This window comes from Sphingomonas pituitosa NBRC 102491, from assembly GCF_001598435.1.
Classification (GTDB): domain Bacteria; phylum Pseudomonadota; class Alphaproteobacteria; order Sphingomonadales; family Sphingomonadaceae; genus Sphingomonas; species Sphingomonas pituitosa.
Genome location: NZ_BCYY01000031.1, coordinates 12907 through 35091, shown reverse-complemented (window position 1 = coordinate 35091; position 22185 = coordinate 12907). Strand labels below are relative to the sequence as shown.

The following is a 22185-nucleotide window of genomic DNA, read 5'->3' as shown; positions in this document are numbered from 1 at the left end:
ACGCCGTTCTCGTCCTGGCCGGGCTGTTGACCTATCTGGTCCACGAGGGCGCGCACTGGATCGTCGGCAGATCGATCGGGCTGGACGTCCGCTACAGCCTCAACGGGGTGACCCCCAGAGGCCCGGCAACCGCTGCGCAGCATCTCCTGATGTCGGCAGCGGGGCCGCTGGTCACCATCCTGCAGGCAGTGATCGCCTACAGGGTTGTGCGCAGCCGTGCGAGCACCTCCGCATTCGCGTTTCTGCTCTGGGCCGCCTTCATGCGCGTGGTGGCAAGCGGCATCAGCATCCTGTTGCCGAATGACGAAGCGCGGATCGGCTCCGCGCTCCACCTCGGCTACTGGACGCTGCCGCTCGCGGTGTCGCTGGTGCTGAGCGGCCTGCCTGGCACGGCGCCACCGCGCTCCAGGTTCGAAGACGCGACTATCTCTTCCTGTATCTGCTACTCTCCGCCGTCACCGCCGCCATCGTCTTTGGTGACCGCCTGGCACGTTGCAGCGCGTTCGCTCCATGCTGACGTCGCATCTCGGCGCGATCCGCGCGAAGCGGGGGCCGCTTGACGGGCCGCCGTGCGTCCTGGAGGCACCATCGTGCGTTGCGGCCGGATGCCAGTGACGATCAAGATCTTGCAACAGCGAATGGAAGAGGCCGTCGCCGCTCTCGATTTCGAGGAAGCGAGCCGGTGCCGCGACATGATCAACGCGATGCGCGGCGGCGCCACGGCTGTCGAGGCGGAAGCGGCGCGCTTCGAGGGCCTTACGCGTCAGGAACCAGGCGCAATGGGCTTGGGAACGAGCCAGCAGAAGCGGACCCCGCCGGCAGGATGGCGCCCCCCGGCCAGGCCCGATCCGATGACGGCCGGTCGCTCCAGGCACGGTCGCAAGCGCAAGGGATGACGCGCAGCGCTCACGAGGTGACACTGGATGCGTGCGCTCCGCCACCCTTGCTAACTGGCCAGGCGGCGAAACGGTCCTGGCTGGAAAGGATGGTGATGTGCGGCCGTTCTGCCCCTTGATGCGGGTCAGTCGACCCAGTCGAGCCCGATCTCGCGATAGAGGCCGCGGTCCTCTTCCCACTTCGGGTTGACCTTCACGTGCAGGTACAGATGCACCGGCACGCCCAGCAGCTTCGACAGTTCGGCGCGGGCGCGGCTGCCGATTTCCTTCAGGCGCTGGCCGCCCTTGCCGAGCACGATCGCGCGCTGGGTATCGCGCGCGACGAGGATCTGCTGGTGGATCTCGACCGAGCCGTCCTCGCGCTCGCTATACTTCTCGGTCTCGATCGCGCTGGCATAGGGCAGCTCGGCGTGGAGCTGGAGGTAGAGCTGCTCGCGCGTGACCTCCGCCGCGAGCATGCGGTCGGTGGCGTCGGAGACCTGGTCCTCGGGGAAGTGCCAGTCTTCCTGCGGCATCGCCTTGGCCAGCGCGGCCTTGAGTTCGGGGATGCCGTCGCCGGTCTGGGCCGAGACGAAATAGGTCTCGTCGAACGGCAGCGCCTCGTTCAGCTTGGCGGTGTGGCCGAGCAGGCGCGGCTTGTCGGCGATGTCGACCTTGTTGAGGATCAGGATCTTGCGCTCCTTGCGGGTGCGCAGGCTCTCCAGCACGGCATAGACCTTGGGCCCGATGCCGCCCTTGCCGTCAACCACCAGCGCGACGAGGTCGGCGCCGTCGGTGCCTTCCCAGGCGGCGGCGACCATCGCGCGGTCCAGCCGGCGTTCGGGTTCGAAAATGCCGGGCGTGTCGACCAGGATCAGCTGGGCGTCGCCTTCGATGGCGATGCCCATCACGCGGGCGCGGGTGGTCTGCGCCTTGGGGCTGACGATGGCGACCTTCTGGCCGACCAGGGCGTTGACCAGCGTCGACTTGCCGGCATTCGGCGCGCCGAGGATCGCGACGACGCCGCAGGATTGTTGGGTGGTGGGTTCGGTCATGGGTTCCGATTGTACTGGGGAATGGGGATGGGGGCGAGGGGGCTGTTTGAAGCCGAAAACCCGTCATCCCGACGAAAGTCGGGATCCATTGCCCTCACCGGCTCGGCTCGAGCCATGGCGTAGAAGGTTCTGGATCCCGGCTTTCGCCGGGATGACGATGCTTTGGGCGCAGGGATACTTCGGTCAGCCGCCCAGCTTCGCGAGCAGCGCCGCGGCGGCGGCGGTTTCGGCTTCCTGCTTGTTGCTGCCCTCGGCGCTGGCTTCCGCCAGCTTGCCGATCGACACCTTCACCGTGAAGCGCGGCGCGTGGTTGGGGCCGGAGCGATCGACGATCTCATATTCCGGGGGCTTGCGATTGCGCGCAGCCGCCCATTCCTGGAGCGCCGACTTGGGATGCTTGGGCGCCTTGGCGTGCGCATCGATCCGGTCGCCCCAGGCGCTGCGGATGAAGAGGCGCACCGCGTCGAGCCCGGACTCGCGATAATAGGCGCCGATCAGCGCCTCCATCACGTCGCCCAGCACATTGTCGCTGTCCGCAGCACCGTCGTCGCGCGCCTGCTTGCCGAGGCGGAGGTGCGGCACCACGCCCAGCTCGCGCGCGACATCGGCGCAGACCGGGCCGGTGACCAGCGAGTTGAGCCGGCGCGACAAGGCACCCTCCGGCTCTTCCGGGAACCGCTCGAACAGCCATTCGGCGACGATCAGGCCGAGCACGCGGTCGCCGAGGAACTCGAGCCGCTGGTAGTTGCCGGCGGCCTGGCTGCCGTGCGTCAGCGCGCGCTGGAAGGCGGGCAGGTCTTTCGCGGGGCGGCCGAAGGTCTTTGCGACCCAGCCGCCCAGATCGGGCACGCTCAGAAGCCTTCTCCGATCCGGTTCCACCGGGCCGCGGTGAACCAGGTCCAGGGGAGGAGCCAGTTGGCGCCGCCATCGGTCGACCAGAAGTTCACGACCGCCTTGCCCTCGATATTCTCGATCGGCACGAAGCCGATGCCCGAGCCATAGGGCGGCTGCTGGAAGCGGCTGTCGGTGGAGTTGTCGCGGTTGTCGCCCATCAGGAAGACGTGGCCGGCGGGGACGGTGAACACTTGCGTGTTGTCCTGCGGCAGATTGTCCTGGTCGAGCACATTATACTGCTTGCCGTTCGGCAGCGTCTCGCGGAACTGCGGGATGCGGCAGACGGGCGCGCCCTTGGCGTCCGCCGTCTGGAACTGCGTCGGGCAATGGGTGAAGTTCGGGCTGATCGGCAGCACGAAATCGGCGATACGCTGCTTGGGCACCGGCTTGCCGTTCAGGATCACCTGGCCGTTCACCATCTCGATCGTGTCGCCCGGCAGGCCGATCACGCGCTTGATCCAGTCCTCGCCATTATGGTTCGGCGCCTTGAACACCACCACATCGCCGCGCGAAGGGTCGCGCGGCAGGATGCGGCCCGGGATCAGCGGCACGCTCCACGGCAGCGAGTGCTTGGAATAGCCATAGTTCCACTTGGTAATGAACAGATAGTCGCCGATCAGCAGCCGCGGCAGCATCGACTCGCTCGGAATGCTGAACGGCGAGAAGATGAAGCTGCGCACCACGAACACGATCAGCGCCAGCTTGAGCAGGAAGGTGGCGAGGTCCCGCCACTCCGATTTCGGCTTTTCCGGCTTTGCGACAGGCGCTTGCACGTTTTCGGGGCGCGTGGCGACGGGTTCGGTGGAGGCGGGCGTTTCCATGGGCACTGCTCTGCTAGGGCGCGGCGGGGAGGTCAAGCGGCGGAATGAGGCTGGAATGGGCCGGTGCGGGACGATAGGGGAACCCCTGCCACCAAGGAGATGAATATGGCCTTGCCCGACTGGACGCCGATCCAAGCCCTCCCCCAAACCAAGCTGACCGACCTGTTCGCTGCCGACGCCGAGCGGCTGTCGCGGCTGAGCGCCGATGTCGCGGGCATCCATTTCGACTGGTCGAAGACGCACCTGACCGCCGATGCCGTGGCGGCCTTCGCCACGCTGGCGCAGCAGATGGACTTCACGGGCAAGCGCGATGCGCTGTTTGCGGGCGAGGTGGTCAACGTCACCGAGGGCCGCGCCGCCGAGCACACCGCCGAGCGCTATGAGGGCGCCCCCGAGAGCGTCGCCCGCGCCCGCGGCCAGCATGCCCGCATGCGCGCGCTGATCGACGCGATCGAGGCCGAGGCGCTGGGGCCGATCCGCCACATCCTCCATATCGGCATCGGCGGCTCCGCGCTGGGGCCGGACCTGCTGGTCGACGCGCTGGGCCGCGACATGGACCGCTATGACGTGGCGATCGTCTCCAATGTCGACGGCGTGGCGCTCGAAGACGCGATGGACGCCTTCGATCCGCAGGCGACGCTGCTGGTGATCGCCAGCAAGACCTTCACGACGACCGAGACGATGCTCAACGCACAGAGCGCGCTCAGCTGGATGGCCGAGGGCGGTGTCGAGGATCCCTATGGCCAGGTAATCGCGCTGACCGCCTCGCCGGACAAGGCGGTGGAATGGGGGGTCGACGAGACGCGCGTGCTGCCGTTCTTCGAGAGCGTCGGCGGCCGCTATTCGCTGTGGTCGTCGATCGGCTTCCCGGCGGCGCTGGCGCTGGGCTGGGACGCGTTCGAGGAACTGCTGGAAGGCGCGGCCGAGATGGACCGCCACTTCCGCCTGACCGATCTCCACCAGAACGCCCCGGCGCTCGCGGCGTTCGCGGACCTCTATTACACCCAGGCGCGCGGCTGCGAGACGCGGGCGACCTTCGCCTATGACGAGCGGCTGAAGCTGCTGCCGAGCTATCTCCAGCAGCTGGAGATGGAATCGAACGGCAAGCGCGTCACCGCCGAGGGCGAGGTCGTGACCTGGCCGACTGCGGCGATCACCTGGGGCGGCGTCGGCACCGATGCGCAGCATGCGGTGTTCCAGCTGCTCCACCAGGGCACGCACCTGGTGCCGCTCGAATTCGTCGGCGTGATCGAGGCGGGCGATGCGCTGGCGCCCGAGCATCACCGCCAGCTGCTGCTCAACATGTTCGCGCAAGGCGCGGCGCTGATGGCGGGCAAGGGGCATGAAGACCCTGCGCGCAGCTATCCGGGCGATCGGCCGTCGTCGACGCTGCTGCTCGACAGCCTCGATCCGCGCACGCTGGGCGCGCTGATCGCCTTCTACGAGCACCGCGTGTTCGTGAATGCGGTGCTGCTCGGCATCAACCCGTTCGACCAGTTCGGCGTCGAGCTGGGCAAGGAAATGGCCAAGGCGGCCGACAAGGGCGGGCTCGATTTCGATCCCTCCACCAACGATCTGATTCAAAGGGCATTTGGCGCATGAGCGGCAGCGACGAAGACTATGTATACGACGAGGCGAGCGGGGAGTGGGTCCCCGCCGCCGAGGCCGCGGCCAAGGCCGATGCGGCGGACGTGGTGGAAGTGCGCGACTCGGTCGGCAACCTGCTGCAGGACGGCGACCAGGTGACGCTGATCAAGGACCTGACCGTGAAGGGTGCGGGCCAGACGCTGAAGCGCGGCACGCTGATCAAGTCGATCCGCCTGACCGGCGACGCGCAGGAGATCGACTGCAAGTTCGACGGCATCAAGGGTCTCGTCCTGCGCGCGGAGTTTGTCCGCAAGCGGTGAGCTTGTTGTGGGGATGCACCGCGCCTATGTGTATGCTTGGCGGGAAGGATGTGTATCCCCATGCGGACCAATATCGACATCGACCCCGAGTTGATGGCGCAGGTGATGCGGCTCACCGGCGCGCGCACCAAGCGCGAGGCGGTGGACCGCGCGCTGCGCGAAACGTTGCGCCTGCGCCAGCAGGAGGCGCTGTTGCAGCTTTGGGGGCGCGGCTGGGACGGTGATCTGGAGGCGATGCGCACCAGCAAGCACCTCCCCGCCGAATGATCCTGGTCGACAGCAGCGTCTGGATCGATTTTCTCAATGCCCGCGACACGCGCGAAACCAACTGGCTCAAGCAGGCATTGCCGCGTTTCTCGCTGTGTACCGCCGATCTGGTGCTGGCCGAAGTGCTGCAGGGAACGCGCACCGACAAGGATTTCGCCTTGGCGCGCGACCTGCTGACGATGCTGGACGTCGTGACGCTGGGCGGGGCCGAATTGGCGATTGCTGCGGCCGCCAATTACCGGCTGCTGCGCGCCCAGGGCATTACCATCCGCAAGACGATCGATACGCTGATCGCCACCTACTGCATTCGGGAAAACCGCCCGTTGCTCTTTTCTGACCGCGACTTCGAGCCCTTTGTCGAGCATCTCGGGCTGGTCTCGGCGGTCAACCGTCCAGGAGTGAATTGATGTCCGACTATGACTTCGACCTGTTCGTGATCGGCGCAGGTTCCGGCGGCACCCGGGCCTCGCGCATGTCGGCGGCGTACGGCGCCAAGGTCGCGGTGGCGGAGGAGTATCGCGTCGGCGGCACCTGCGTGATCCGCGGCTGCGTGCCCAAGAAGCTCCTCATCTTCGGCGCGCATTTCGCCGAGGACCTGAAGGACGCGCGCCGCTTCGGCTGGGACGTGCCCGATTGCCGGTTCGACTGGCCGGTGCTGCGCGACAATGTGCTGGCCGATGTCGACCGGCTCAACGGCCTCTACACCCAGGGGCTGGAGAATAACGGCGTCGAGATCCTCCTCGACCGCGCCACCGTTACCGGCGCGCACGAGGTGACGCTGGGCAGCGGCCGCAAGGTCAGCGCCAAGACGATCCTGATCGCCACCGGCGCGCACCCGCATGTGCCGAGCTTCCCCGGCAGCGAGCATGGCATCACCTCGAACGAGGTCTTCCACCTCGAGACGATGCCGCGCCGTGTGCTGATCGCCGGCGGTGGCTATATCGCCAACGAGTTCGCCGGCATCTTCAACGAATTCGGCGCGAAGGTGACGCTGGTCAACCGCACGGACGTGATCCTGCGCGGCTACGACGCACAGGTTCGTGACCGGTTGCTGCAGATCTCGATGACCAAGGGCATCGATTTCCGCTTCTTCGCCGAGTTCGAGAAGATCGAGAAGCAGGCCGATGGCAGCCTGCTGGTCTCGATGAGCGGGCACGACCCGATCGAGGTGGACTGCGTGCTGTTCGCCACCGGCCGCGTGCCCAACACCAAGGGGCTCGGGCTGGAGGCGGTCGGCGTCGAACTCGACGACAAGGGCGCGGTGAAGGTGGATGCCGACAATCGCAGCTCGGTGGACAGCATCTATGCGGTCGGCGACGTGACCAACCGCGTGCAGCTGACCCCGGTGGCGATCCGCGAGGGCCAGGCCTTTGCCGACACGCTGTTCGGCGGCAAGCCGCACCAGGTCGATTATCACTGCATCCCGAGCGCGGTGTTCAGCCACCCGCCGATCGCTGCGGTGGGGATGACCGAGGGCGAGGCGCGCAACACGCTCGGCTCGGTGAAGGTCTATACCTCGGACTTCCGGGCGATGAAGAACGTGCTCGCCGGGCGGCACGAGCGGTCGCTCTACAAGATGATCTGCGACGGCGTGACCGGCCGGGTGGTGGGCCTCCACATGATCGGGCCGGACGCGCCGGAGATCCTGCAGGCGGCGGCCGTCGCGGTGAAGGCGGGGCTGACCAAGGACGACTTCGACGCCACCGTGGCGCTGCACCCGACGATGGCCGAGGAACTGGTGCTGCTCAAATAGGCTAGGCCCGCGCGGTTGCCCGGCGGCAGCCGCGCGGAGACAAATGGCGCGGCAGAAAGCGCCCACTTCTTGCCGTTCAGGGTCGCTACAACGACGTCAAATTACCGCCACGATATTCGCTAGCCTATGATGCTATGACGCTCATCAGGCATGCGACCTTCCCCGATGACACCGCTTCGGTGCTGAGCATCTGGCGTGAGTTCATCGCCAACTCCCCGGTCAATCTCGACTATCAGGGGAACGACGCCGAATTTGCAAATTTGCCTGGCAAATATGCGGCGCCAAAAGGATGCATTCTGCTCGCAGATCGGGGCGGCGTCATCGAAGGTTGCGTCGCGTTGCGCGAGGTCGATGCCGGCATATGTGAGATGAAGCGGCTTTATGTGCGTCCGGAAGCGCGGGGCAAACAGGTGGGCCACAAGCTGGTTGAACGATTAATCGCGGAGGCTCGGGGCGTCGGGTACCGCGACATGAGGCTCGACGTGCAAGAGAAGTCCGTCTCCGCCCGGAAACTCTATGACGCCTTCAACTTCGTCGCAGCGGAGCCGATTTCCTTCAATCCAGTTCCGGGCGCGTCGTTTCTCGGCCTTCTCCTGTAGCAAGATTGGCAACAACCGCCCCAAAACACGCCGTTCCGAGTTGGTAGCGGGAGCGGCCGATCCCGCCCATTAGCAGCCGTTTGCATCGACCATGTAGGTTTTCGGTTTACCGCGTGAAGTCGGCTCCCAGCCCGCCGCCAATGCAGCGCGGACGCCATTGGAAACTATCGCTTTGTCGATCTTAGGTCGCCTGCGGTGCGGCGAACCATTCCCAGACTTCGGCATTGGAAACTCCAACAGCGCTTCGCGCTGCTCGCCTTCCTGCCGGATAGATAATACCAAGCCCCGCCAGCCATCAGCCGTGCACCATTGCGGTTCCCGCTGGACTGCCCACTCATAGGTTAAGCCGTCGACTTCAATGCTGTCGGCGAGGTCGCGAGTGTGAAGCATCAGAGGATTTTGGCGCACCTAAGCCATGACCGCAATCCACCACATTTCGCCATTCCGCGCGCTGCAGCGGACCCGCTCCTTCGTCGGGGGCACGACCTAACCCGGCCGCGCCGCGTTCCTGCCGGACTCTCGGCCGCTATTCGGCCGGTGCTGCCACCGGCGCCTCGGCCTTGCGCGACAGCCAGATCGTCGTCGCGAGGTCCCAGGTGACGTTGCCGACGGTGCGCATGATGTCCGGCAGCGTCTCCACCGCGACCAGCAGGCCCAGCGGGGTTATCGGCGCGCCGATCGTCGCCGCGACCGGCGAGATCGCGCTGACATAGCTCACCGTTCCGGGCAGGCTGACCGAGCCGAGCGAGGTCAGCGTGGCGACGACGGCGCCCACCAGCAGCGTCGCCGGATGCAGCGGCACGCCGAACCATTCGGCGATGTAGATCGCCACGGCGAAGTTCATCGCGGGCCCGGTCGAGCGGAAGATCGCCACCGCCAGCGGCAGGGTGACGCCCGAGACGGCGACCGGCACGCCCACTTCCTCGGCGCCCTCGATCATCACCGGCAGCGTGGCGAGCGACGACTGGGTGCTGATCGCCACCGCCTGGCTGGGGAGCGCCGCGCGGAACATGCGGGCGACGCCGATGCGGCCGCCGAACACCGCCGCGGGATAGGCGAACAGCGTGATCACGCCGCCGACGCTCGCGACGACCAGGATATAGTGGAGCAGCGCGCCGAACGCGCCGGTGCCCGCCTTGGCGCCGACGACCAGCGCCAGCGCGAACACGCCGATGGGGCCGATCCACAGCACCCAGTCGATCACCACCAGCATCACGTCGCGCACCGCAACGAAGAAGTTGGTGAGCAGCGCGCGCGATTCCGCCGCCACGCGGGTGATCGCGAAGGCGAAGACCAGCGCGAAGATGATCAGCGACAGGAAGGCGTTCTCCGCCGCCGCCTTGACGATGTTGGCGGGGATGATCGCGGCCAGGAACTCGCCCAGCGGCGGCACGGGGCCGATCTTCTCGGCGCCGGTCAGTGCGGCGCGCAGGCTGGCGGCGGATTCCTGCGGCAGCGGCGCGATCTGCAGGAACAGCGGCGTCAGCAGCGCGGCGAGCAGCGCCGAGCAGAACAGCAGCGTCACGTAGAGCGCGATCGCACGGCCGGCGAGCCGGCCGGCGGCAGCGGCTTCGGCGGTAGCCGTGACGCCGGTGATCAGCAGCGCGACGACCAGCGGGACGATCGTCATCTGCAGCGCGTTGAGCCAGGCTTGTCCGACCGGCTGCGCCCAGTCTGCTGCAGCCAGGCCCCATTGCGGGGAGAAGGCCGCCAGCGCTGCGCCGACCGCCAGCCCGGCCAGCAGGGAAAGAAGAATACGGGTAGGTTGCGACATGCTCGCCCTTTGAGATTTTCGCCGCTATCACAGCACGCACACAACGCCACAAGGGCGCGAGAACGAACCACATGGCAAGAAAATATTTCGGCACCGACGGCATTCGCGGCGCCACCAACCTCTCCCCGATGACCGCCGCGATGGCGATGAAGGTGGGCATGGCGGCGGGCGCGCATTTCCGCCGCGGCGACCACCGCCACCGCGTGGTGATCGGCAAGGACACCCGGCTTTCCGGCTATATGCTGGAAAACGCGATGGTCGCGGGCTTCACCAGCGTCGGCATGGACGTGGTGCTGGTGGGGCCGATGCCGACCCCGGCGGTGGCGATGCTCACCCATTCGATGCGCGCCGATCTGGGCGTGATGATCTCGGCCAGCCACAACCCCTATTTCGACAACGGCATCAAGCTGTTCGGGCCGGACGGGTTCAAGCTCTCCGACGCGGATGAGGAAGCGATCGAGGCGCTGATCGACGGCGACGTGCCGCTGGCCGCCTCCGCCGCGATCGGTCGCGCCCGCCGCGTCGAGGATGCGCGGGGCCGCTATATCCACTTCGCCAAGTCGACCTTCCCGTCCGAGCTGACGCTCGACGGCCTGAAGGTCGTGGTCGATTGCGCCAACGGCGCGGCCTATCAGGTGGCGCCCTCGGCCCTTTGGGAGCTGGGCGCGGAGGTCGTCTCGATCGGCGTCTCCCCCAACGGCAAGAACATCAACGACGGTGTCGGCTCCACCGCGCCGCAGGTACTGAGCGAGACGGTGGTCGGCTCGGGCGCGGCGCTGGGCATCGCGCTCGACGGCGATGCCGACCGGCTGATCGTGGTGGACGAGACCGGCACGGTGATCGACGGCGATCAGCTGATGGCGCTGATCGCCACCGGCTGGGCGCGGCAGGGCAAGCTCGCCGGTGGCGGGCTGGTCGCCACCGTCATGTCGAACCTGGGGCTCGAGCGGCACCTGGCGGCGCAGGGGCTGGGGCTGGTGCGCACCAAGGTGGGCGACCGCTATGTGCTCGAGAAGATGCGCGGCTCCGGCTACAATGTCGGCGGCGAGCAGAGCGGGCACATCATCCTTTCCGACTATGCGACCACCGGCGACGGGCTGGTCGCGGCGCTGCAGGTGCTGGCCGAGATCGTCCGCGCGGGCGCGCCGGCGAGCGAGGTGCTGCACCGCTTCGAACCGCTGCCGCAGCTGCTCAAGAACGTCCGCTTCGCCGGCGGCAAGCCACTGGAGGACGAACGCGTGCAGGACGTGATCGCCGCCGCCGAGGCCGAGCTCAAGGGCCGCGGCCGGCTGGTGATCCGCGCGTCGGGCACCGAGCCGGTGATCCGCGTCATGGCCGAGGGCGACGACAAGGCGCAGGTGGAAGCCGTGGTCGACCGGGTATGCGACGCCGTGCGCGAGGCGGCTGCCTGATGCTCGAAATGCGACCCGATTGCGAACGCTGCGGCATGGATCTGCCGGCCGATGCCGGCGGCGCCTTCATCTGCTCGTTCGAATGCACCTTCTGCGCCGACTGCGCCGATGCACTCGACGAGCGCTGCCCCAATTGCGGCGGCGAACTGCTCGATCGTCCCGCACGGGTGGGCGATGCGCTAAAGCGGCATCCCGCATCCACCGAGCGCAAGCACAAGGGGTAAGGCCATGGGCGCACGCGTGCTGATCATCGCAGGCTCGGATTCCGGCGGCGGCGCCGGGATCCAGGCGGACATCAAGACCGTCACCATGCTGGGTGGTCACGCCATGACCGCGATCACCGCGATCACGGCGCAGAACACCATCGGCGTGCAGGCGGTGCATCCCGTGCCGACCGACATGGTGCTCGCGCAGATCGATTCGGTGGTGCGCGACATCGGCGTGGATGCGGTGAAGATCGGCATGATCGGATCGGCGCGCACCGCGCTGGCCGTCGCCCAGCGGCTGGACGAGCTGCCCGGCGTGCCGGTGGTGTTCGATCCTGTGATGGTCGCTACCAGTGGCGCGCGGCTGGCCGACGAGGCGACCGTCGCGGCGTTCGAGCGGCTGATGGACCGGGCGACGGTGGTGACGCCGAACCTGCCCGAACTGGAGGCGCTGGGGCGCGACCCGCAGGAGATCGTGGCGGCGCATGGCTGCGCGGTGCTGGTCAAGGGCGGGCATGGTGCCGGGCCCGAGGTGGTCGATACGCTCTACTCGTCCGATCCGGAGGACCCGCCGCAGATCGAATGGCGCGATCCCAGGATCGAGACCGAGAGCACCCATGGCACCGGCTGCACGTTGGCCTCGGCGATCGCCGCCGGGCTGGCGTGCGAATGGGATCTGCCCGAGGCGGTGAGCCGCGCCCGCCGCTTCGTGCGGATCGCGATGCGCGAGGCCGAGGGGCTGGGGCGCGGCCATGGGCCGATGGCGCAGCAGGCGGTGCGGCTCGACCTCAACATGAGCTTCTTCGAGCCGATGCTGAACCAGGTGACGGTGCCGGCGCAGGATCTTGCGGCGAGCGAGCGCTTCTACCGACAGCTCGGACTGCGGCAGGTGGTGCGGGCATCCCCCCGCTACGCCCGGTTCGAGACCGAGGGCGGGGCAACCTTCTCGATCGCTACCGACGAATCCTACACCGCGCCGGTCGTCTATTTCGAATGCGGCGACCTCGACGTGACGGTCGCCTATCTGCAGCAGCAGGGCTTCCGCTTCGAGCAGGAACCGCGCGACGAGAAATGGGGCTGGCGCGAGGCGCGCCTGCGCGATCCTGCCGGCAATGCCGTTCGTCTCTATCAGGCTGGCGAGATGCGTCGCTTTCCGCCATGGCGGATCGAGGACGATGCCTGACCTTAGCCACGAAACCCGCTATTTCCAGCTCCATGCCGGCCCGGTCGCCGGGGTGGACGAAGCTGGGCGCGGCCCGCTGGCCGGGCCGGTGGTCGCCGCCGCGGTGGTGCTGGACCCGGACTGCATCCCCGAGGGCATCAACGACTCGAAGGCGCTGACCGCCGCCAAGCGCGCGCGGCTGTGCGAGGAACTGCTCGCCTGCGCGAAGGTGGGAGTGGGCATCGCCAGCGTCGAGGAGATCGACCGGCTCAACATCCTCTGGGCGACGATGCTGGCGATGACGCGCGCGGTGGAGGCGCTGGGCTTCCCGCCCGCCTTCGTGCTGGTCGACGGCAATCGCTGCCCGAAATGGCACCACCGCAGCGAGGCGATCGTCAGCGGCGACGCACTGTGCCTGTCGATCGCCGCGGCTTCGATCGTCGCCAAGCATCGCCGCGACTGCATGATGGTGGAGCTGGATGCGCAGTTCCCCGGCTATGGCTGGGCGTCGAACAAGGGCTATGGCGGCAAGGCGCACCAGGCGGCGCTGCGCAGCCTGGGGCCGACCCCGCACCATCGCCGAAGCTTCGCACCGGTCGCGCAGGCGCATCTCGATTTCGGGCCGATCGCGGCGGAGTAGATTCGCGCGAATTGCATCTTGTTCGTCATTCCGGCGAAAGCCGGAATCCGTTCGCCACTCGGGTGCGGCAGGAGCCGTGCCGTAGACCCCAATGGATCCCGGCTTCCGCCGGGATGACGGCGGTGAGGGCGGGGCTGCGGCTAGCCCCCACCCGGCAAATTTTGCCTACCCCGCCCGCAGGCCCCGCCGCCGTCCTACAATGAAAGGATAGCAGCGGGAGGAGCGGGCATGGCATATCTGGGCAGCATGATACGGGGTTCTGTCGGCGGATTTCAGCCGACGACGCGCTACGATCCGGTGCTGGCCGAACTGCTCCGCGAAGCGATCGTCGGCCCGGCAAGCTTCCACGAGATGGCGGCGATGGTCCGCTACGCCGAATCGCGCGGGCTGGGGGCGATCCGCTTCCGCTTCGACGACGATGCCGTGCTCGTCGATTCCACCCATCCGCTGCACATCGCCTTTCTCGAGACGCTGCGCGATCCCGTGCTGGCCAGCGACTATGCCGATCTCGGCGAAATCGCGCCGTGGCGGGAGCGCGCGCTGGCGTGCCGGCTTCCCTCCGACATGCTGGCGCCGCGTGCCACCCGCAAGGCGCTGCGCGCCGCGATCCAGGCACAAGGCACCTCGTGGGAGGTCCGCGTGGCGCTGTGCGTGGCCGCACGCATCCGATTCGGCGGCGAGGCCGAATGGTTCGGCCGCGAGGCGCAGGCGCTGTACGAAATGGGGCTGTTCACCCAGGCCCGCGCGCGGCTTGCGGCCAGCGTCGCGGGCGGCGGCGAGGCCATCGCGATCGGCTGAATCGTTTGCGGAACGTTCCAGCTTATCCACAGGGGAGGAAAATTTTCACGGTCCCGGAACTGAGTCTTTTCGGCCACACCCACCAGCGCTTGGGCCTGTGGATAACTTCTTGACTCAAGATATGGCGGGTGCCGAAATGTTCCGCCTCCCCAGGCACCTGCTCTGGGTCACCACCCGGCGATCCCCCCTCTTGACGGAGGAGTCGCTCGGCCCCGAATAGGGGTGCCTTTTGAGCGAAGGGGCAATGATTCATGGGCGTGCTGGAGAAGGTCAAACGGGCGGGTGCGCGCGTCGCGAAGCAGGCGCCGGCCGTGCTGCCGCTGGACACGATCCTGCGCCAGGACTGCATCGAGGCGATGCGCGGTCTGCCCGACAAGTCGATCGACATGATCTTCGCCGATCCGCCGTACAACCTGCAGCTGGGCGGCGACCTCAATCGCCCCGACGGCAGCCATGTCGACGCGGTGACCGACGAGTGGGACAAGTTCGACAGCCTCGCCGCCTATGACAAGTTCACCCGCGAATGGCTGGCGCAGGCGCGGCGCATCCTGAAGGACGACGGCACGATCTGGGTGATCGGCAGCTATCACAACATCTTCAAGGTCGGCTCGGCGATCCAGGACCTGGGCTTCTGGATCCTCAACGACATCATCTGGCGCAAGGCCAACCCGATGCCCAACTTCAAGGGCACGCGGTTCACCAACGCGCACGAAACGCTGATCTGGGCCTCCAAGGCCGAGAAGTCGCGCTACACCTTCAACTATCGCTCGATGAAGACGCTCAACGACGAACTGCAGATGCGCAGCGACTGGGAATTCCCGATCTGCAGCGGGCAGGAGCGGTTGAAGAAGGACGGGCACAAGGTCCACCCGACGCAGAAGCCCGAGGCGCTGCTGTACCGCGTGCTGCTGTCGTGCACCAAGCCGGGCGACGTGGTGCTCGATCCGTTCTTCGGCACCGGCACCACCGGCGCGGTGGCCAAGCGCCTCGGCCGGCGCTGGATCGGCATCGATCGCGAGGGCGTCTATGTCGAGGCGGCGCTGGAGCGCATCGCGGCGGCGCTGCCGCTCGACGAGAGCGCGCTGCAGACGATGCAGGCCCCCAAGGCCGCGCCGCGCGTGGCGTTCGGCCAGCTGGTCGAGAATGGCTATCTCGCCCCCGGCACGGTCCTGTGCGACCACAAGGCGCGCTGGCGGGCCACCGTCGGCGCGGATGGGTCGCTCAGCTGCGAAGGCCAGGCCGGCTCGATCCACAAGCTGGGTGCGACCTTGCAGGGGGCGCCGAGCTGCAACGGCTGGACCTTCTGGCACTATGAGGACCAGGGCGGGCTGAAGCCGATCGACGCGCTGCGCCAGACCTATCTGCTGGCAACGCAGCCGTAACGTGCTTCCAGGTTCCCCTCCCGCTTGCGGGCGGGGAGCGTCAGCGACGAGCGTAGCGCCTTGCTCTTTGGCGTTCGGCCGGTAGCAGGGCGGGATGCTCGACCTTCCGCCCGCCGCGCGCCTGTATCTCTGCCCGATCCAGTTCGTTGACACCCCTGTCGGCCGGGACGGCGAGGTCGCGCGGCTGGCCGGGGGGCTGCTGTGGTTCTCCGCCTATGCGCTGATCGTCGTGGAGAACGGCAGGCGCGTTCTGCAGCGCACCCTCTCGATCGCCGAGGCGCACGCCGATCCCCGCCTTGCCTCCATCGCCGCGCGCATCACTGCGCCGCGCGCGCCGCTGACCCTGGGCAGCCGCACGCTGCGCTTCGACCAGCCGCAGGTGATGGCGATCCTCAACATGACGCCCGACAGCTTTTCGGACGGCGGCAAGCATCTCGGCGATCTGGCGGCCGCCGCGCAGTCGGGCGTCGACATGAGCATCGCCGGCGCCGCGATCCTCGACGTTGGCGGCGAGTCCACCCGCCCCGGCGCGGAAACCGTCTGGGAAGGCGACGAGATCGCGCGCGTCGTGCCCGTGATCGAGCGGCTCGCGGCGAGCGGCGCGGCGATCTCGATCGATACGCGCAAGGCGGGAGTGATGGAGGCGGCACTCGCGGCCGGCGCGCATCTCGTCAATGACGTGTCGGCCTTGCTCTACGACGATCGTGCGCTGGACGTGGTGGTGCGGGCCGGCTGCCCGGTGGTGCTGATGCACGCGAGCGATCCCAAGCACGGGGCCAAGGGCAAGGGCGGTACCGCCGATCCGCTGATCGAGGTCTATGACTGGCTTGAGGCGCGGGTCGACGCGGTGGTCGCGGCGGGGGTGGACCGCGCGCGCATCGTCGTGGATCCCGGCATCGGCTTCGGCAAGTCGCTGGCCGACAATCTCGCGCTGATGAACGGGCTGGCGCTGTTCCACGGTATCGGCTGCCCGATCCTGCTCGGCGCCAGCCGCAAGCGGATCGTCGGGGCGCTCGCCAACGAGGCGCCGGCCGAGCAACGGCTGGGCGGATCGCTCGCACTGGCGCTGAAGGGCGCTGGCCTGGGCGTGCAGCTGCTGCGCGTCCACGACGCGTTCGAAAGCGTGCAGGCGCTGCGGGTGTGGCGCGGCATGCAGGATGCCGCGCTCACCGCGCCTCACGCCGCGGTCTGATCGATCCCCAGCTCGCCGAGCTTGCGGTAGAGCGTCGAGCGGCCGATGCCGAGGCGACGCGCGACCTCGGTCATCCGTCCGCGATAATGGCCGATCGCGAGGCGGATCACGTCCGCCTCGATCTCGTCGAGCGGGCGGAGATTGCCGTCCGGGCGGAACAGCGTGATGCCGCCCATCCCCGACTGGCTGGCCACCGGCCCCGACGACATCGGCTTGCCCTGCGCGATCTGGGCGATCTGCGGGAAATCGTCGCGGGTCAGCCCTTCCTCGTCGCAGAGCACCGCGGCGCGGAACAGCGCGTTCTGCAGCTGGCGGACATTGCCCGGCCATTCATAGGCGGTGAGCAGCTGTAGCGCGTCGTCGGTGATTCCCAGCGGGAGCAGGCCGGGCTGCTCGGCGATGCGGGCGAGCAGGTGGCGGACCAGGGCCGGAATGTCCCCCGCACGCTCCCGGAGCGGCGGGATCGTCACCTGGACGACGTTGAGCCGGTAGTAGAGGTCCTCGCGGAACCGGCCGGCTTCGACCTCGGCGAGCAGTGGCACGTTGCTGGCGGCGATGACGCGGACATCGACTTCGCGCGGATGGCGCGCGCCGAGCGGCTGGATCTCGCCGGTCTGCAGCATGCGCAGCAATTTCACCTGTGCCTCCAGCGGCATCTCGCTGACTTCGTCGAGGAAGATCGTACTGCCGTCGGCCTCCTGCAGGCGCCCGATCTTGCGCTCGAACGCGCCGGTGAAGGCGCCTTCCTCATGACCGAACAGTTCCGATTCGACGAGATTCGCCGGGATGGAGCCGCAGTTGACGCAGAGGAATTCCTTGCGTGCGCGCGGCGACGCGCCATGGATCGCTTCGGCGACGACATGCTTGCCGACGCCGCTTTCGCCTTCGATCAGCACCGGCACGCGGGCGCGCGCGGCCTTGGCGGCGACTGCCAATGCTGCGCGGAATTGCGGCGCGGAACCGACGATCTCCGCGAAGCCGAGATTGGCGGTCAGCTTCTCGGTAAGCGGGCGCAGCTCGCCGGCGCTGCTGCCGCCCATCGCGCTTTCCAGCGCGGCGAGCAGTCGCTCCGAGGCGATCGGCTTGACCAGGAAGTCGCTGGCCCCGGCGCGCATCGCACCCACCGCGGCGGCCACCGAGCCGTTGGCGGCAAGCACGAGGATCGGCATGTGCGGCCGGCGCGCGCGCAGCTCGGCGATCAGGATCGCGGCATCGGCATCGGAGGCGGGATGGTCGAGAAGGATCGCGTCGACCGCCAGGCCGTCGGGCGTGCCGAGCGTCGCCAGCGCGCTCTCCGCATCGTCCGCGAAGATCGTCCGCCAACTGCGGCGCGAGGCGATCGCGGCGACCAGGCGCCGCTGCGCCGGTTCCGAATCGATCAGCAACAGAAGACGTTGCCCGTTGCGCGTCATGCCGACTCCAGTCCCAAATGTCCCGTTTCGAGCCGCATCGGTTAGACCAGAGGCGTAAAGTTCGGCTTAAGCAGGGCCGAAACAGTTCTTGGGGCGACGGGGTTGAGGGTGGCCGAAGCAGCGGTATAAGACATTGGGCACCTAGGAGAGGAGCGCATCAATGGCTGAAACAGGTGAAAGCACCGGCGAGATCCAATCGCACGTCGAAACCTTCCATGGTTTCACTGCATTGATGAAGTGGGGCACGGTGGCGGTATTCCTCATCGCTGCGTTCGTCGTCTTCCTGATCGCCCGCTGACGTGAAGATAGCGGTACTCAAGGAAGCGGCGATTGCCGAACGACGTGTCGCGGCTACGCCGGAAACCGTCAAGAAATTCATGAATTTGAAGGCTTCGGTAGCCGTGGAGGCGGACGCGGGACTTGCCGCTTCCTATGCCGACGCGGCCTATCGCGACGCCGGAGCGACGATCGGATCGCGCAGCGAGGTGCTGGCCGATGCCGACATCGTGCTGGCGGTCCAGGGTCCCGATCCGGACAGCCTGACGGGACTGAAACCCGGCGCATGGCTGGTAGCCGGACTCAACCCGTTCGGCGAACGGGCGCGAATCGAGCGTTATGCCGCGCTGGGGCTGGAGGCGCTCGCCATGGAGTTCATGCCGCGCATCACCCGCGCACAGTCGATGGACATCCTGTCCTCGCAGTCGAATCTCGCCGGCTACAAGGCGGTACTCGATGCGGCGGGCGAATATGATCGCGCCTTCCCGATGATGATGACCGCGGCGGGCACCGTGAGCGCGGCCAAGGTGTTCGTGATGGGCGTCGGCGTGGCCGGGCTTCAGGCGATCGCCACGGCGCGGCGGCTGGGCGCGCAGGTCTCCGCCACCGATGTCCGCTCGGCGACCAAGGAGCAGATCCTGTCGCTCGGCGCCAAGCCGATCTTCGTCGAGAATGTGGCGGGTATCGAAGGCGAGGGTTCGGGCGGCTATGCCACCGAGATGAGCGACGCCTACAAGGCGGCCCAAGCCGAGCTGGTCTCGTCGCACATCGCCAAGCAGGACATCGTCATCACCACGGCGCTGATCCCCGGTCGCGCCGCGCCGCGGCTGATCAGCGACGCGCAGATCGCGACGATGCGCGCGGGCAGCGTGATCGTCGACCTGGCGGTGGAGCAGGGCGGCAACGTCGAAGGCTCGGTGCCGGGCGAAATCGTGGAGCGGCACGGCGTGAAGATCGTCGGCCATCGCAACGTGCCGAGCCGGTTGGCGGCGGACTCCTCGGCGTTGTTCGCGCGCAACCTGTTCAACTTCCTCTCGGCCTTCTGGGACAAGGAGGCAGGCAAGCCCGTGCTCGACGAGGAGATCGGCATCGCCGTGCGAGTGACGCAGGGCGGCAAGGTGGTGCACGAGAGGCTGCAATAAGCCTGTCTTCACAGGCAACAGGGGGAGGACCGAAATGAAGTCGATCGCAGCCGGACCGATCGTCGCGCTGGCGATGCTCAGCGCCGCGCCGGCAGGGGCACAGTCGCGGGATCTCTCGACCCTTTGGGTGATCGTTCCATCCGCTCCGCCGGCCGGCGAGCGCACATTGGCCGGGGGCGAGTTCGTTCTCAAGCAGCGCCTTCTCCCGCTGGGACTGGCCGAGCTTGCCGCCGACGCGACGCTCGGCACCACGACGCTGCCGACGGGTACCCAGCTGATCGAGGCGCAGACCGAGGGCGCCAAGGTGTTCTGTGCGTCCGAGGTCGCCAAGCAGAAGCTGATCGGGGCAGCGTTCCAGCCGTGCCTGGTGGACGAGGACGGAGACGGCGACTTCGAAGGCTGGTTCAGCGGCGTCAGCCAGACCAAGGGGCTGCTGACACTTGCTGGGCGGCGCCCCAAGAAGCCCAAACTGCTCGGGGAGACGCGCTACACGGTGGTGCCGCCGACAACGATGCGGGACGTGTATTTCGTTGCCATCGAGCGGCGCAATTTCTTCAATATCTACAGCCGGGAAAGCTTCATGATCGCCTTCGGCCACGAAGGCCAGATCGAGCGCCTGACCACACCCACCTCGTTCAAATCGGCCGAGATGCCGAAGGAGCTGACGGTGATGGGCGCGCGCTTCACGGCACTCCGCGAGGCCGACGGCAAGATGACGGTGCGGGTCGATCGGGCGATGCCCGCGCAGCCCTTTGGCGTCGTCAAGACAACGACGGTCCGGTTCTACTGATGGCCGCCCCACGCAAGGTCGACCCGACCAAGAAGGAACAGTGCTGATGGACTTCATCTCGATCCTGTCGGTCTTCGTGCTGGCGTGCTTCGTCGGCTATTACGTCGTCTGGTCGGTCACGCCGGCGCTGCACACGCCGCTGATGGCGGTGACCAACGCCATTTCCTCCGTCATCATCGTCGGTGCGCTGATCGCCAGCGCGGCGGGCAGCGTCGGCAGCGCGGGGGAGACCGCCAAGTGGCTGGGCCTGCTCGCGGTGGTGCTGGCCAGCATCAACATCTTCGGGGGCTTCGCGGTGACCGCGCGCATGCTTGCGATGTACAAGAAGAAGGTGCGCTGAGCATGGAGAGCATCGCACAAAGCCCCTGGGCAGCGCTGGCCTATCTCGTCGCCGGCATCTGCTTCATCCTCGCGCTGCGCGGGCTTTCCAGCCCGAGCACCAGCCAGCGGGGCAATCGCCTGGGCATGATCGGGATGACGATCGCCGTCGTCACCACGCTGGTCACCCATTTCCCGCAGGTGAAGAGCACGGCTGCCGGCATCGCGATCGACCCGCTGATCGCGGGTGAGATCCTCGCCGCGATCTTGATCGGCGCCGCGATCGGCATTGTCACGGCGCGGCGGATCCCGATGACGGCGATGCCGCAGCTGGTCGCCGCCTTCCACTCGCTGGTCGGCCTGGCGGCGGTGCTGGTCGCCTGCGCCGCGTTCCTCAACCCTGCCGCGTTCGGCATCGCCGATCTGGTGATCCCGCTGATCGGCGCGCCGTTCGAATCGATCCACCAGGTGAGCCGCATCGAGATGGGCTTGGGCGTGGCGATCGGCGCGATCACCTTCTCCGGATCGGTGATCGCCTTCCTCAAGCTCAACGGCAACATGGGCGGCAAGCCGATTATGCTGCCGGGCCGCCACGTCATCAATCTGGGACTGCTCGCCGCCATCCTGGGCCTGATCGGCTATTTCGTGCAGGATCAGTCGCCGTGGATCTTCTGGACGATCACGGTGCTGAGCTTCCTGATCGGCTTCCTGCTGATCATCCCGATCGGCGGCGCGGACATGCCGGTGGTGGTGTCGATGCTGAACAGCTATTCCGGCTGGGCGGCGGCGGCGATGGGCTTCACGCTGCACAATTCGGCGATGATCATCACCGGCGCGCTGGTCGGCAGCTCGGGTGCGATCCTCAGCTACATCATGTGCAAGGCGATGAACCGCAGCTTCATCAGCGTGATCGCCGGCGGCTTCGGCGGTGATGCCGGCGGCGGTGGTGGCGCGGCCGCGGCGGTCGACCGGCCGTGGAAGCGCGGGAGTGCCGAGGATGCGGCGTTCCTGATGTCCCAGGCCGAGCAGGTGATCATTGTCCCCGGCTACGGCATGGCGGTGGCACAGGCCCAGCACGTGCTGCGCGAGATGGGCGACAAGCTGAAGGCGCACGGCGTGCGCGTGAAATATGCGATCCACCCGGTCGCGGGCCGCATGCCGGGGCACATGAACGTGCTGCTCGCCGAAGCGAACGTCCCCTATGACGAGGTGTTCGAGCTGGAGGACATCAACTCGGAGTTCGCCCAGACCGACGTCGCCTTCGTGATCGGTGCCAACGACGTGACCAACCCGGCGGCCAAGACCGACAAGTCCTCGCCGATCTACGGCATGCCGGTGCTCGACGTGGAGAAGGCCAAGACCGTGCTGTTCATCAAGCGCAGCATGGGCGGCGTCGGCTATGCCGGCGTCGACAACGAGGTTTTCTACCGCGACAACACGATGATGCTGCTCGCCGATGCTAAGAAGATGGTGGAGGAAATCGTCAAGTCGCTTGATTGAGGGGAATTTC

26 protein-coding genes are annotated in these 22185 nt (G+C 67.4%); 20 read left to right on the top strand and 6 right to left on the bottom strand.

All coding sequences use genetic code 11. The annotated features are described in order from the left end of the window. Positions 1 to 26: 26 nt before the first annotated feature. Together SPI01S_RS19585 and SPI01S_RS19580 are read left to right on the top strand one after the other, a co-directional pair. Positions 27 to 560, top strand: coding sequence for a hypothetical protein (locus SPI01S_RS19585; RefSeq protein WP_066726695.1), 534 nt, complete (start codon positions 27 to 29; stop codon positions 558 to 560). A gap of 45 nt (positions 561 to 605) precedes the next feature. After that, positions 606 to 896 carry a UvrB/UvrC motif-containing protein gene (locus SPI01S_RS19580; protein ID WP_066726688.1) on the top strand — a complete coding sequence of 97 codons (291 nt, stop codon included), beginning with the start codon at positions 606 to 608 and terminating at the stop codon, positions 894 to 896. Between the two features lie 125 nt (positions 897 to 1021). On the opposite strand, the gene era is transcribed toward SPI01S_RS19580, so the two are convergent. From era to lepB, 3 genes are all read right to left on the bottom strand, one after another. Continuing rightward, a complete protein-coding gene (era, locus tag SPI01S_RS19575; protein ID WP_066726687.1) occupies positions 1022 to 1930 on the bottom strand; it encodes a GTPase Era in 909 nt (302 codons plus the stop codon). A gap of 183 nt (positions 1931 to 2113) precedes the next feature. Beyond that, entirely contained in the window at positions 2114 to 2779 is a 666-nt protein-coding gene (gene rnc, locus SPI01S_RS19570) for a ribonuclease III (protein ID WP_066726686.1), read from the bottom strand. A gap of 2 nt (positions 2780 to 2781) precedes the next feature. Continuing rightward, the gene (gene lepB / locus SPI01S_RS19565) at positions 2782 to 3645 is read right to left on the bottom strand and encodes a signal peptidase I (RefSeq protein ID WP_174539138.1); all 864 of its coding nucleotides are present in this window, start codon (positions 3643 to 3645) and stop codon (positions 2782 to 2784) included. Positions 3646 to 3750: 105 nt separating this feature from the next. On the opposite strand from lepB, the gene pgi reads away from it, so the two are divergent. The 6 genes from pgi to SPI01S_RS19535 all read left to right on the top strand — a co-directional run bounded on the left by pgi (position 3751) and on the right by SPI01S_RS19535 (position 8171). Next, positions 3751 to 5247 (top strand): glucose-6-phosphate isomerase, encoded by a 1497-nt coding sequence (pgi, locus tag SPI01S_RS19560; protein WP_157084803.1) that lies wholly within the window; start codon positions 3751 to 3753, stop codon positions 5245 to 5247. Beyond that, positions 5244 to 5552: an alkylphosphonate utilization protein gene (locus SPI01S_RS19555; RefSeq protein ID WP_066726684.1), complete on the top strand. Its 309-nt coding sequence runs from the start codon at positions 5244 to 5246 to the stop codon at positions 5550 to 5552. The genes pgi and SPI01S_RS19555 overlap by 4 nt, the downstream gene beginning before the upstream one ends. Before the next feature lie 60 nt (positions 5553 to 5612). Then, positions 5613 to 5819: a type II toxin-antitoxin system VapB family antitoxin gene (locus SPI01S_RS19550; RefSeq protein WP_066726682.1), complete on the top strand. Its 207-nt coding sequence runs from the start codon at positions 5613 to 5615 to the stop codon at positions 5817 to 5819. Beyond that, on the top strand, positions 5816 to 6226 hold the full coding sequence (gene vapC / locus SPI01S_RS19545; protein WP_066726680.1) for a type II toxin-antitoxin system VapC family toxin: 411 nt from the start codon (positions 5816 to 5818) through the stop codon (positions 6224 to 6226). The genes SPI01S_RS19550 and vapC overlap by 4 nt, the downstream gene beginning before the upstream one ends. Continuing rightward, positions 6226 to 7572, top strand: coding sequence for a glutathione-disulfide reductase (gene gorA, locus SPI01S_RS19540; protein WP_066726678.1), 1347 nt, complete (start codon positions 6226 to 6228; stop codon positions 7570 to 7572). The genes vapC and gorA overlap by 1 nt, the downstream gene beginning before the upstream one ends. A 134-nt stretch (positions 7573 to 7706) precedes the next feature. Continuing rightward, positions 7707 to 8171: a GNAT family N-acetyltransferase gene (locus SPI01S_RS19535; protein ID WP_066726677.1), complete on the top strand. Its 465-nt coding sequence runs from the start codon at positions 7707 to 7709 to the stop codon at positions 8169 to 8171. Between the two features lie 69 nt (positions 8172 to 8240). Here SPI01S_RS19535 and SPI01S_RS21995 read toward each other — a convergent pair whose 3' ends face one another. Continuing rightward, on the bottom strand, positions 8241 to 8561 hold the full coding sequence (locus SPI01S_RS21995) for a hypothetical protein (RefSeq protein ID WP_084253616.1): 321 nt from the start codon (positions 8559 to 8561) through the stop codon (positions 8241 to 8243). Positions 8562 to 8697: 136 nt separating this feature from the next. After that, positions 8698 to 9945, bottom strand: a complete 1248-nt coding sequence (locus tag SPI01S_RS19530; protein WP_066726674.1) for a dicarboxylate/amino acid:cation symporter — start codon at positions 9943 to 9945, stop codon at positions 8698 to 8700. Between the two features lie 71 nt (positions 9946 to 10016). Between SPI01S_RS19530 and glmM the strand changes: the two genes are divergently transcribed. From glmM to folP, 7 genes are all read left to right on the top strand, one after another. Beyond that, a complete protein-coding gene (gene glmM, locus SPI01S_RS19525; protein ID WP_066726673.1) occupies positions 10017 to 11357 on the top strand; it encodes a phosphoglucosamine mutase in 1341 nt (446 codons plus the stop codon). Then, a complete protein-coding gene (locus SPI01S_RS19520; RefSeq protein ID WP_066726671.1) occupies positions 11357 to 11581 on the top strand; it encodes a DUF1272 domain-containing protein in 225 nt (74 codons plus the stop codon). The genes glmM and SPI01S_RS19520 overlap by 1 nt, the downstream gene beginning before the upstream one ends. Before the next feature lie 4 nt (positions 11582 to 11585). After that, a complete protein-coding gene (gene thiD / locus SPI01S_RS19515) occupies positions 11586 to 12746 on the top strand; it encodes a bifunctional hydroxymethylpyrimidine kinase/phosphomethylpyrimidine kinase (RefSeq protein WP_066726669.1) in 1161 nt (386 codons plus the stop codon). Next, positions 12739 to 13365 carry a ribonuclease HII gene (gene rnhB, locus SPI01S_RS19510; RefSeq protein WP_066726667.1) on the top strand — a complete coding sequence of 209 codons (627 nt, stop codon included), beginning with the start codon at positions 12739 to 12741 and terminating at the stop codon, positions 13363 to 13365. The genes thiD and rnhB overlap by 8 nt, the downstream gene beginning before the upstream one ends. 228 nt (positions 13366 to 13593) lie before the next feature. Further along, a complete protein-coding gene (locus tag SPI01S_RS19505; RefSeq protein ID WP_066726665.1) occupies positions 13594 to 14163 on the top strand; it encodes a hypothetical protein in 570 nt (189 codons plus the stop codon). A gap of 251 nt (positions 14164 to 14414) precedes the next feature. Continuing rightward, positions 14415 to 15545: a site-specific DNA-methyltransferase gene (locus tag SPI01S_RS19500; RefSeq protein WP_066726664.1), complete on the top strand. Its 1131-nt coding sequence runs from the start codon at positions 14415 to 14417 to the stop codon at positions 15543 to 15545. Positions 15546 to 15639: 94 nt separating this feature from the next. Next, on the top strand, positions 15640 to 16737 hold the full coding sequence (gene folP / locus SPI01S_RS19495) for a dihydropteroate synthase (protein ID WP_066726662.1): 1098 nt from the start codon (positions 15640 to 15642) through the stop codon (positions 16735 to 16737). On the opposite strand, the gene SPI01S_RS19490 is transcribed toward folP, so the two are convergent. After that, positions 16722 to 18149 (bottom strand): sigma-54-dependent transcriptional regulator, encoded by a 1428-nt coding sequence (locus SPI01S_RS19490; protein WP_066726660.1) that lies wholly within the window; start codon positions 18147 to 18149, stop codon positions 16722 to 16724. The genes folP and SPI01S_RS19490 overlap by 16 nt on opposite strands. Before the next feature lie 160 nt (positions 18150 to 18309). On the opposite strand from SPI01S_RS19490, the gene SPI01S_RS21990 reads away from it, so the two are divergent. Genes SPI01S_RS21990 through SPI01S_RS19470 form a run of 5 tightly spaced genes read left to right on the top strand, consistent with a single transcriptional unit; the run spans position 18310 to position 22175 of the window. Next, on the top strand, positions 18310 to 18447 hold the full coding sequence (locus SPI01S_RS21990) for an aa3-type cytochrome c oxidase subunit IV (RefSeq protein ID WP_084253615.1): 138 nt from the start codon (positions 18310 to 18312) through the stop codon (positions 18445 to 18447). A 1-nt stretch (position 18448) separates the two neighbouring features. Next, positions 18449 to 19567 (top strand): NAD(P) transhydrogenase subunit alpha, encoded by a 1119-nt coding sequence (locus SPI01S_RS19485; RefSeq protein WP_066726658.1) that lies wholly within the window; start codon positions 18449 to 18451, stop codon positions 19565 to 19567. A gap of 34 nt (positions 19568 to 19601) precedes the next feature. Continuing rightward, positions 19602 to 20357: a hypothetical protein gene (locus tag SPI01S_RS19480; RefSeq protein WP_066726657.1), complete on the top strand. Its 756-nt coding sequence runs from the start codon at positions 19602 to 19604 to the stop codon at positions 20355 to 20357. A 46-nt stretch (positions 20358 to 20403) separates the two neighbouring features. After that, on the top strand, positions 20404 to 20697 hold the full coding sequence (locus SPI01S_RS19475; RefSeq protein ID WP_066726656.1) for a proton-translocating transhydrogenase family protein: 294 nt from the start codon (positions 20404 to 20406) through the stop codon (positions 20695 to 20697). Between the two features lie 2 nt (positions 20698 to 20699). Further along, complete coding sequence (locus SPI01S_RS19470) at positions 20700 to 22175, top strand: NAD(P)(+) transhydrogenase (Re/Si-specific) subunit beta (RefSeq protein ID WP_066726654.1); 1476 nt, start codon at positions 20700 to 20702, stop codon at positions 22173 to 22175. Positions 22176 to 22185: the final 10 nt, after the last annotated feature.

Coding starts and splice junctions, on each gene's coding strand:
- SPI01S_RS19580 (WP_066726688.1), top strand. CDS start 606: ATGCCAGTGACGATCAAGATCTTGCAACAGCGAATGGAAGAGGCCGTC.
- era (WP_066726687.1), bottom strand. CDS start 1,930: ATGACCGAACCCACCACCCAACAATCCTGCGGCGTCGTCGCGATCCTC.
- lepB (WP_174539138.1), bottom strand. CDS start 3,645: ATGGAAACGCCCGCCTCCACCGAACCCGTCGCCACGCGCCCCGAAAAC.
- pgi (WP_157084803.1), top strand. CDS start 3,751: ATGGCCTTGCCCGACTGGACGCCGATCCAAGCCCTCCCCCAAACCAAG.
- SPI01S_RS19555 (WP_066726684.1), top strand. CDS start 5,244: ATGAGCGGCAGCGACGAAGACTATGTATACGACGAGGCGAGCGGGGAG.
- SPI01S_RS19550 (WP_066726682.1), top strand. CDS start 5,613: ATGCGGACCAATATCGACATCGACCCCGAGTTGATGGCGCAGGTGATG.
- vapC (WP_066726680.1), top strand. CDS start 5,816: ATGATCCTGGTCGACAGCAGCGTCTGGATCGATTTTCTCAATGCCCGC.
- gorA (WP_066726678.1), top strand. CDS start 6,226: ATGTCCGACTATGACTTCGACCTGTTCGTGATCGGCGCAGGTTCCGGC.
- SPI01S_RS19535 (WP_066726677.1), top strand. CDS start 7,707: ATGACGCTCATCAGGCATGCGACCTTCCCCGATGACACCGCTTCGGTG.
- SPI01S_RS21995 (WP_084253616.1), bottom strand. CDS start 8,561: ATGCTTCACACTCGCGACCTCGCCGACAGCATTGAAGTCGACGGCTTA.
- SPI01S_RS19530 (WP_066726674.1), bottom strand. CDS start 9,945: ATGTCGCAACCTACCCGTATTCTTCTTTCCCTGCTGGCCGGGCTGGCG.
- glmM (WP_066726673.1), top strand. CDS start 10,017: ATGGCAAGAAAATATTTCGGCACCGACGGCATTCGCGGCGCCACCAAC.
- SPI01S_RS19520 (WP_066726671.1), top strand. CDS start 11,357: ATGCTCGAAATGCGACCCGATTGCGAACGCTGCGGCATGGATCTGCCG.
- thiD (WP_066726669.1), top strand. CDS start 11,586: ATGGGCGCACGCGTGCTGATCATCGCAGGCTCGGATTCCGGCGGCGGC.
- rnhB (WP_066726667.1), top strand. CDS start 12,739: ATGCCTGACCTTAGCCACGAAACCCGCTATTTCCAGCTCCATGCCGGC.
- SPI01S_RS19505 (WP_066726665.1), top strand. CDS start 13,594: ATGGCATATCTGGGCAGCATGATACGGGGTTCTGTCGGCGGATTTCAG.
- SPI01S_RS19500 (WP_066726664.1), top strand. CDS start 14,415: ATGGGCGTGCTGGAGAAGGTCAAACGGGCGGGTGCGCGCGTCGCGAAG.
- folP (WP_066726662.1), top strand. CDS start 15,640: ATGCTCGACCTTCCGCCCGCCGCGCGCCTGTATCTCTGCCCGATCCAG.
- SPI01S_RS19490 (WP_066726660.1), bottom strand. CDS start 18,149: ATGACGCGCAACGGGCAACGTCTTCTGTTGCTGATCGATTCGGAACCG.
- SPI01S_RS21990 (WP_084253615.1), top strand. CDS start 18,310: ATGGCTGAAACAGGTGAAAGCACCGGCGAGATCCAATCGCACGTCGAA.
- SPI01S_RS19480 (WP_066726657.1), top strand. CDS start 19,602: ATGAAGTCGATCGCAGCCGGACCGATCGTCGCGCTGGCGATGCTCAGC.
- SPI01S_RS19475 (WP_066726656.1), top strand. CDS start 20,404: ATGGACTTCATCTCGATCCTGTCGGTCTTCGTGCTGGCGTGCTTCGTC.
- SPI01S_RS19470 (WP_066726654.1), top strand. CDS start 20,700: ATGGAGAGCATCGCACAAAGCCCCTGGGCAGCGCTGGCCTATCTCGTC.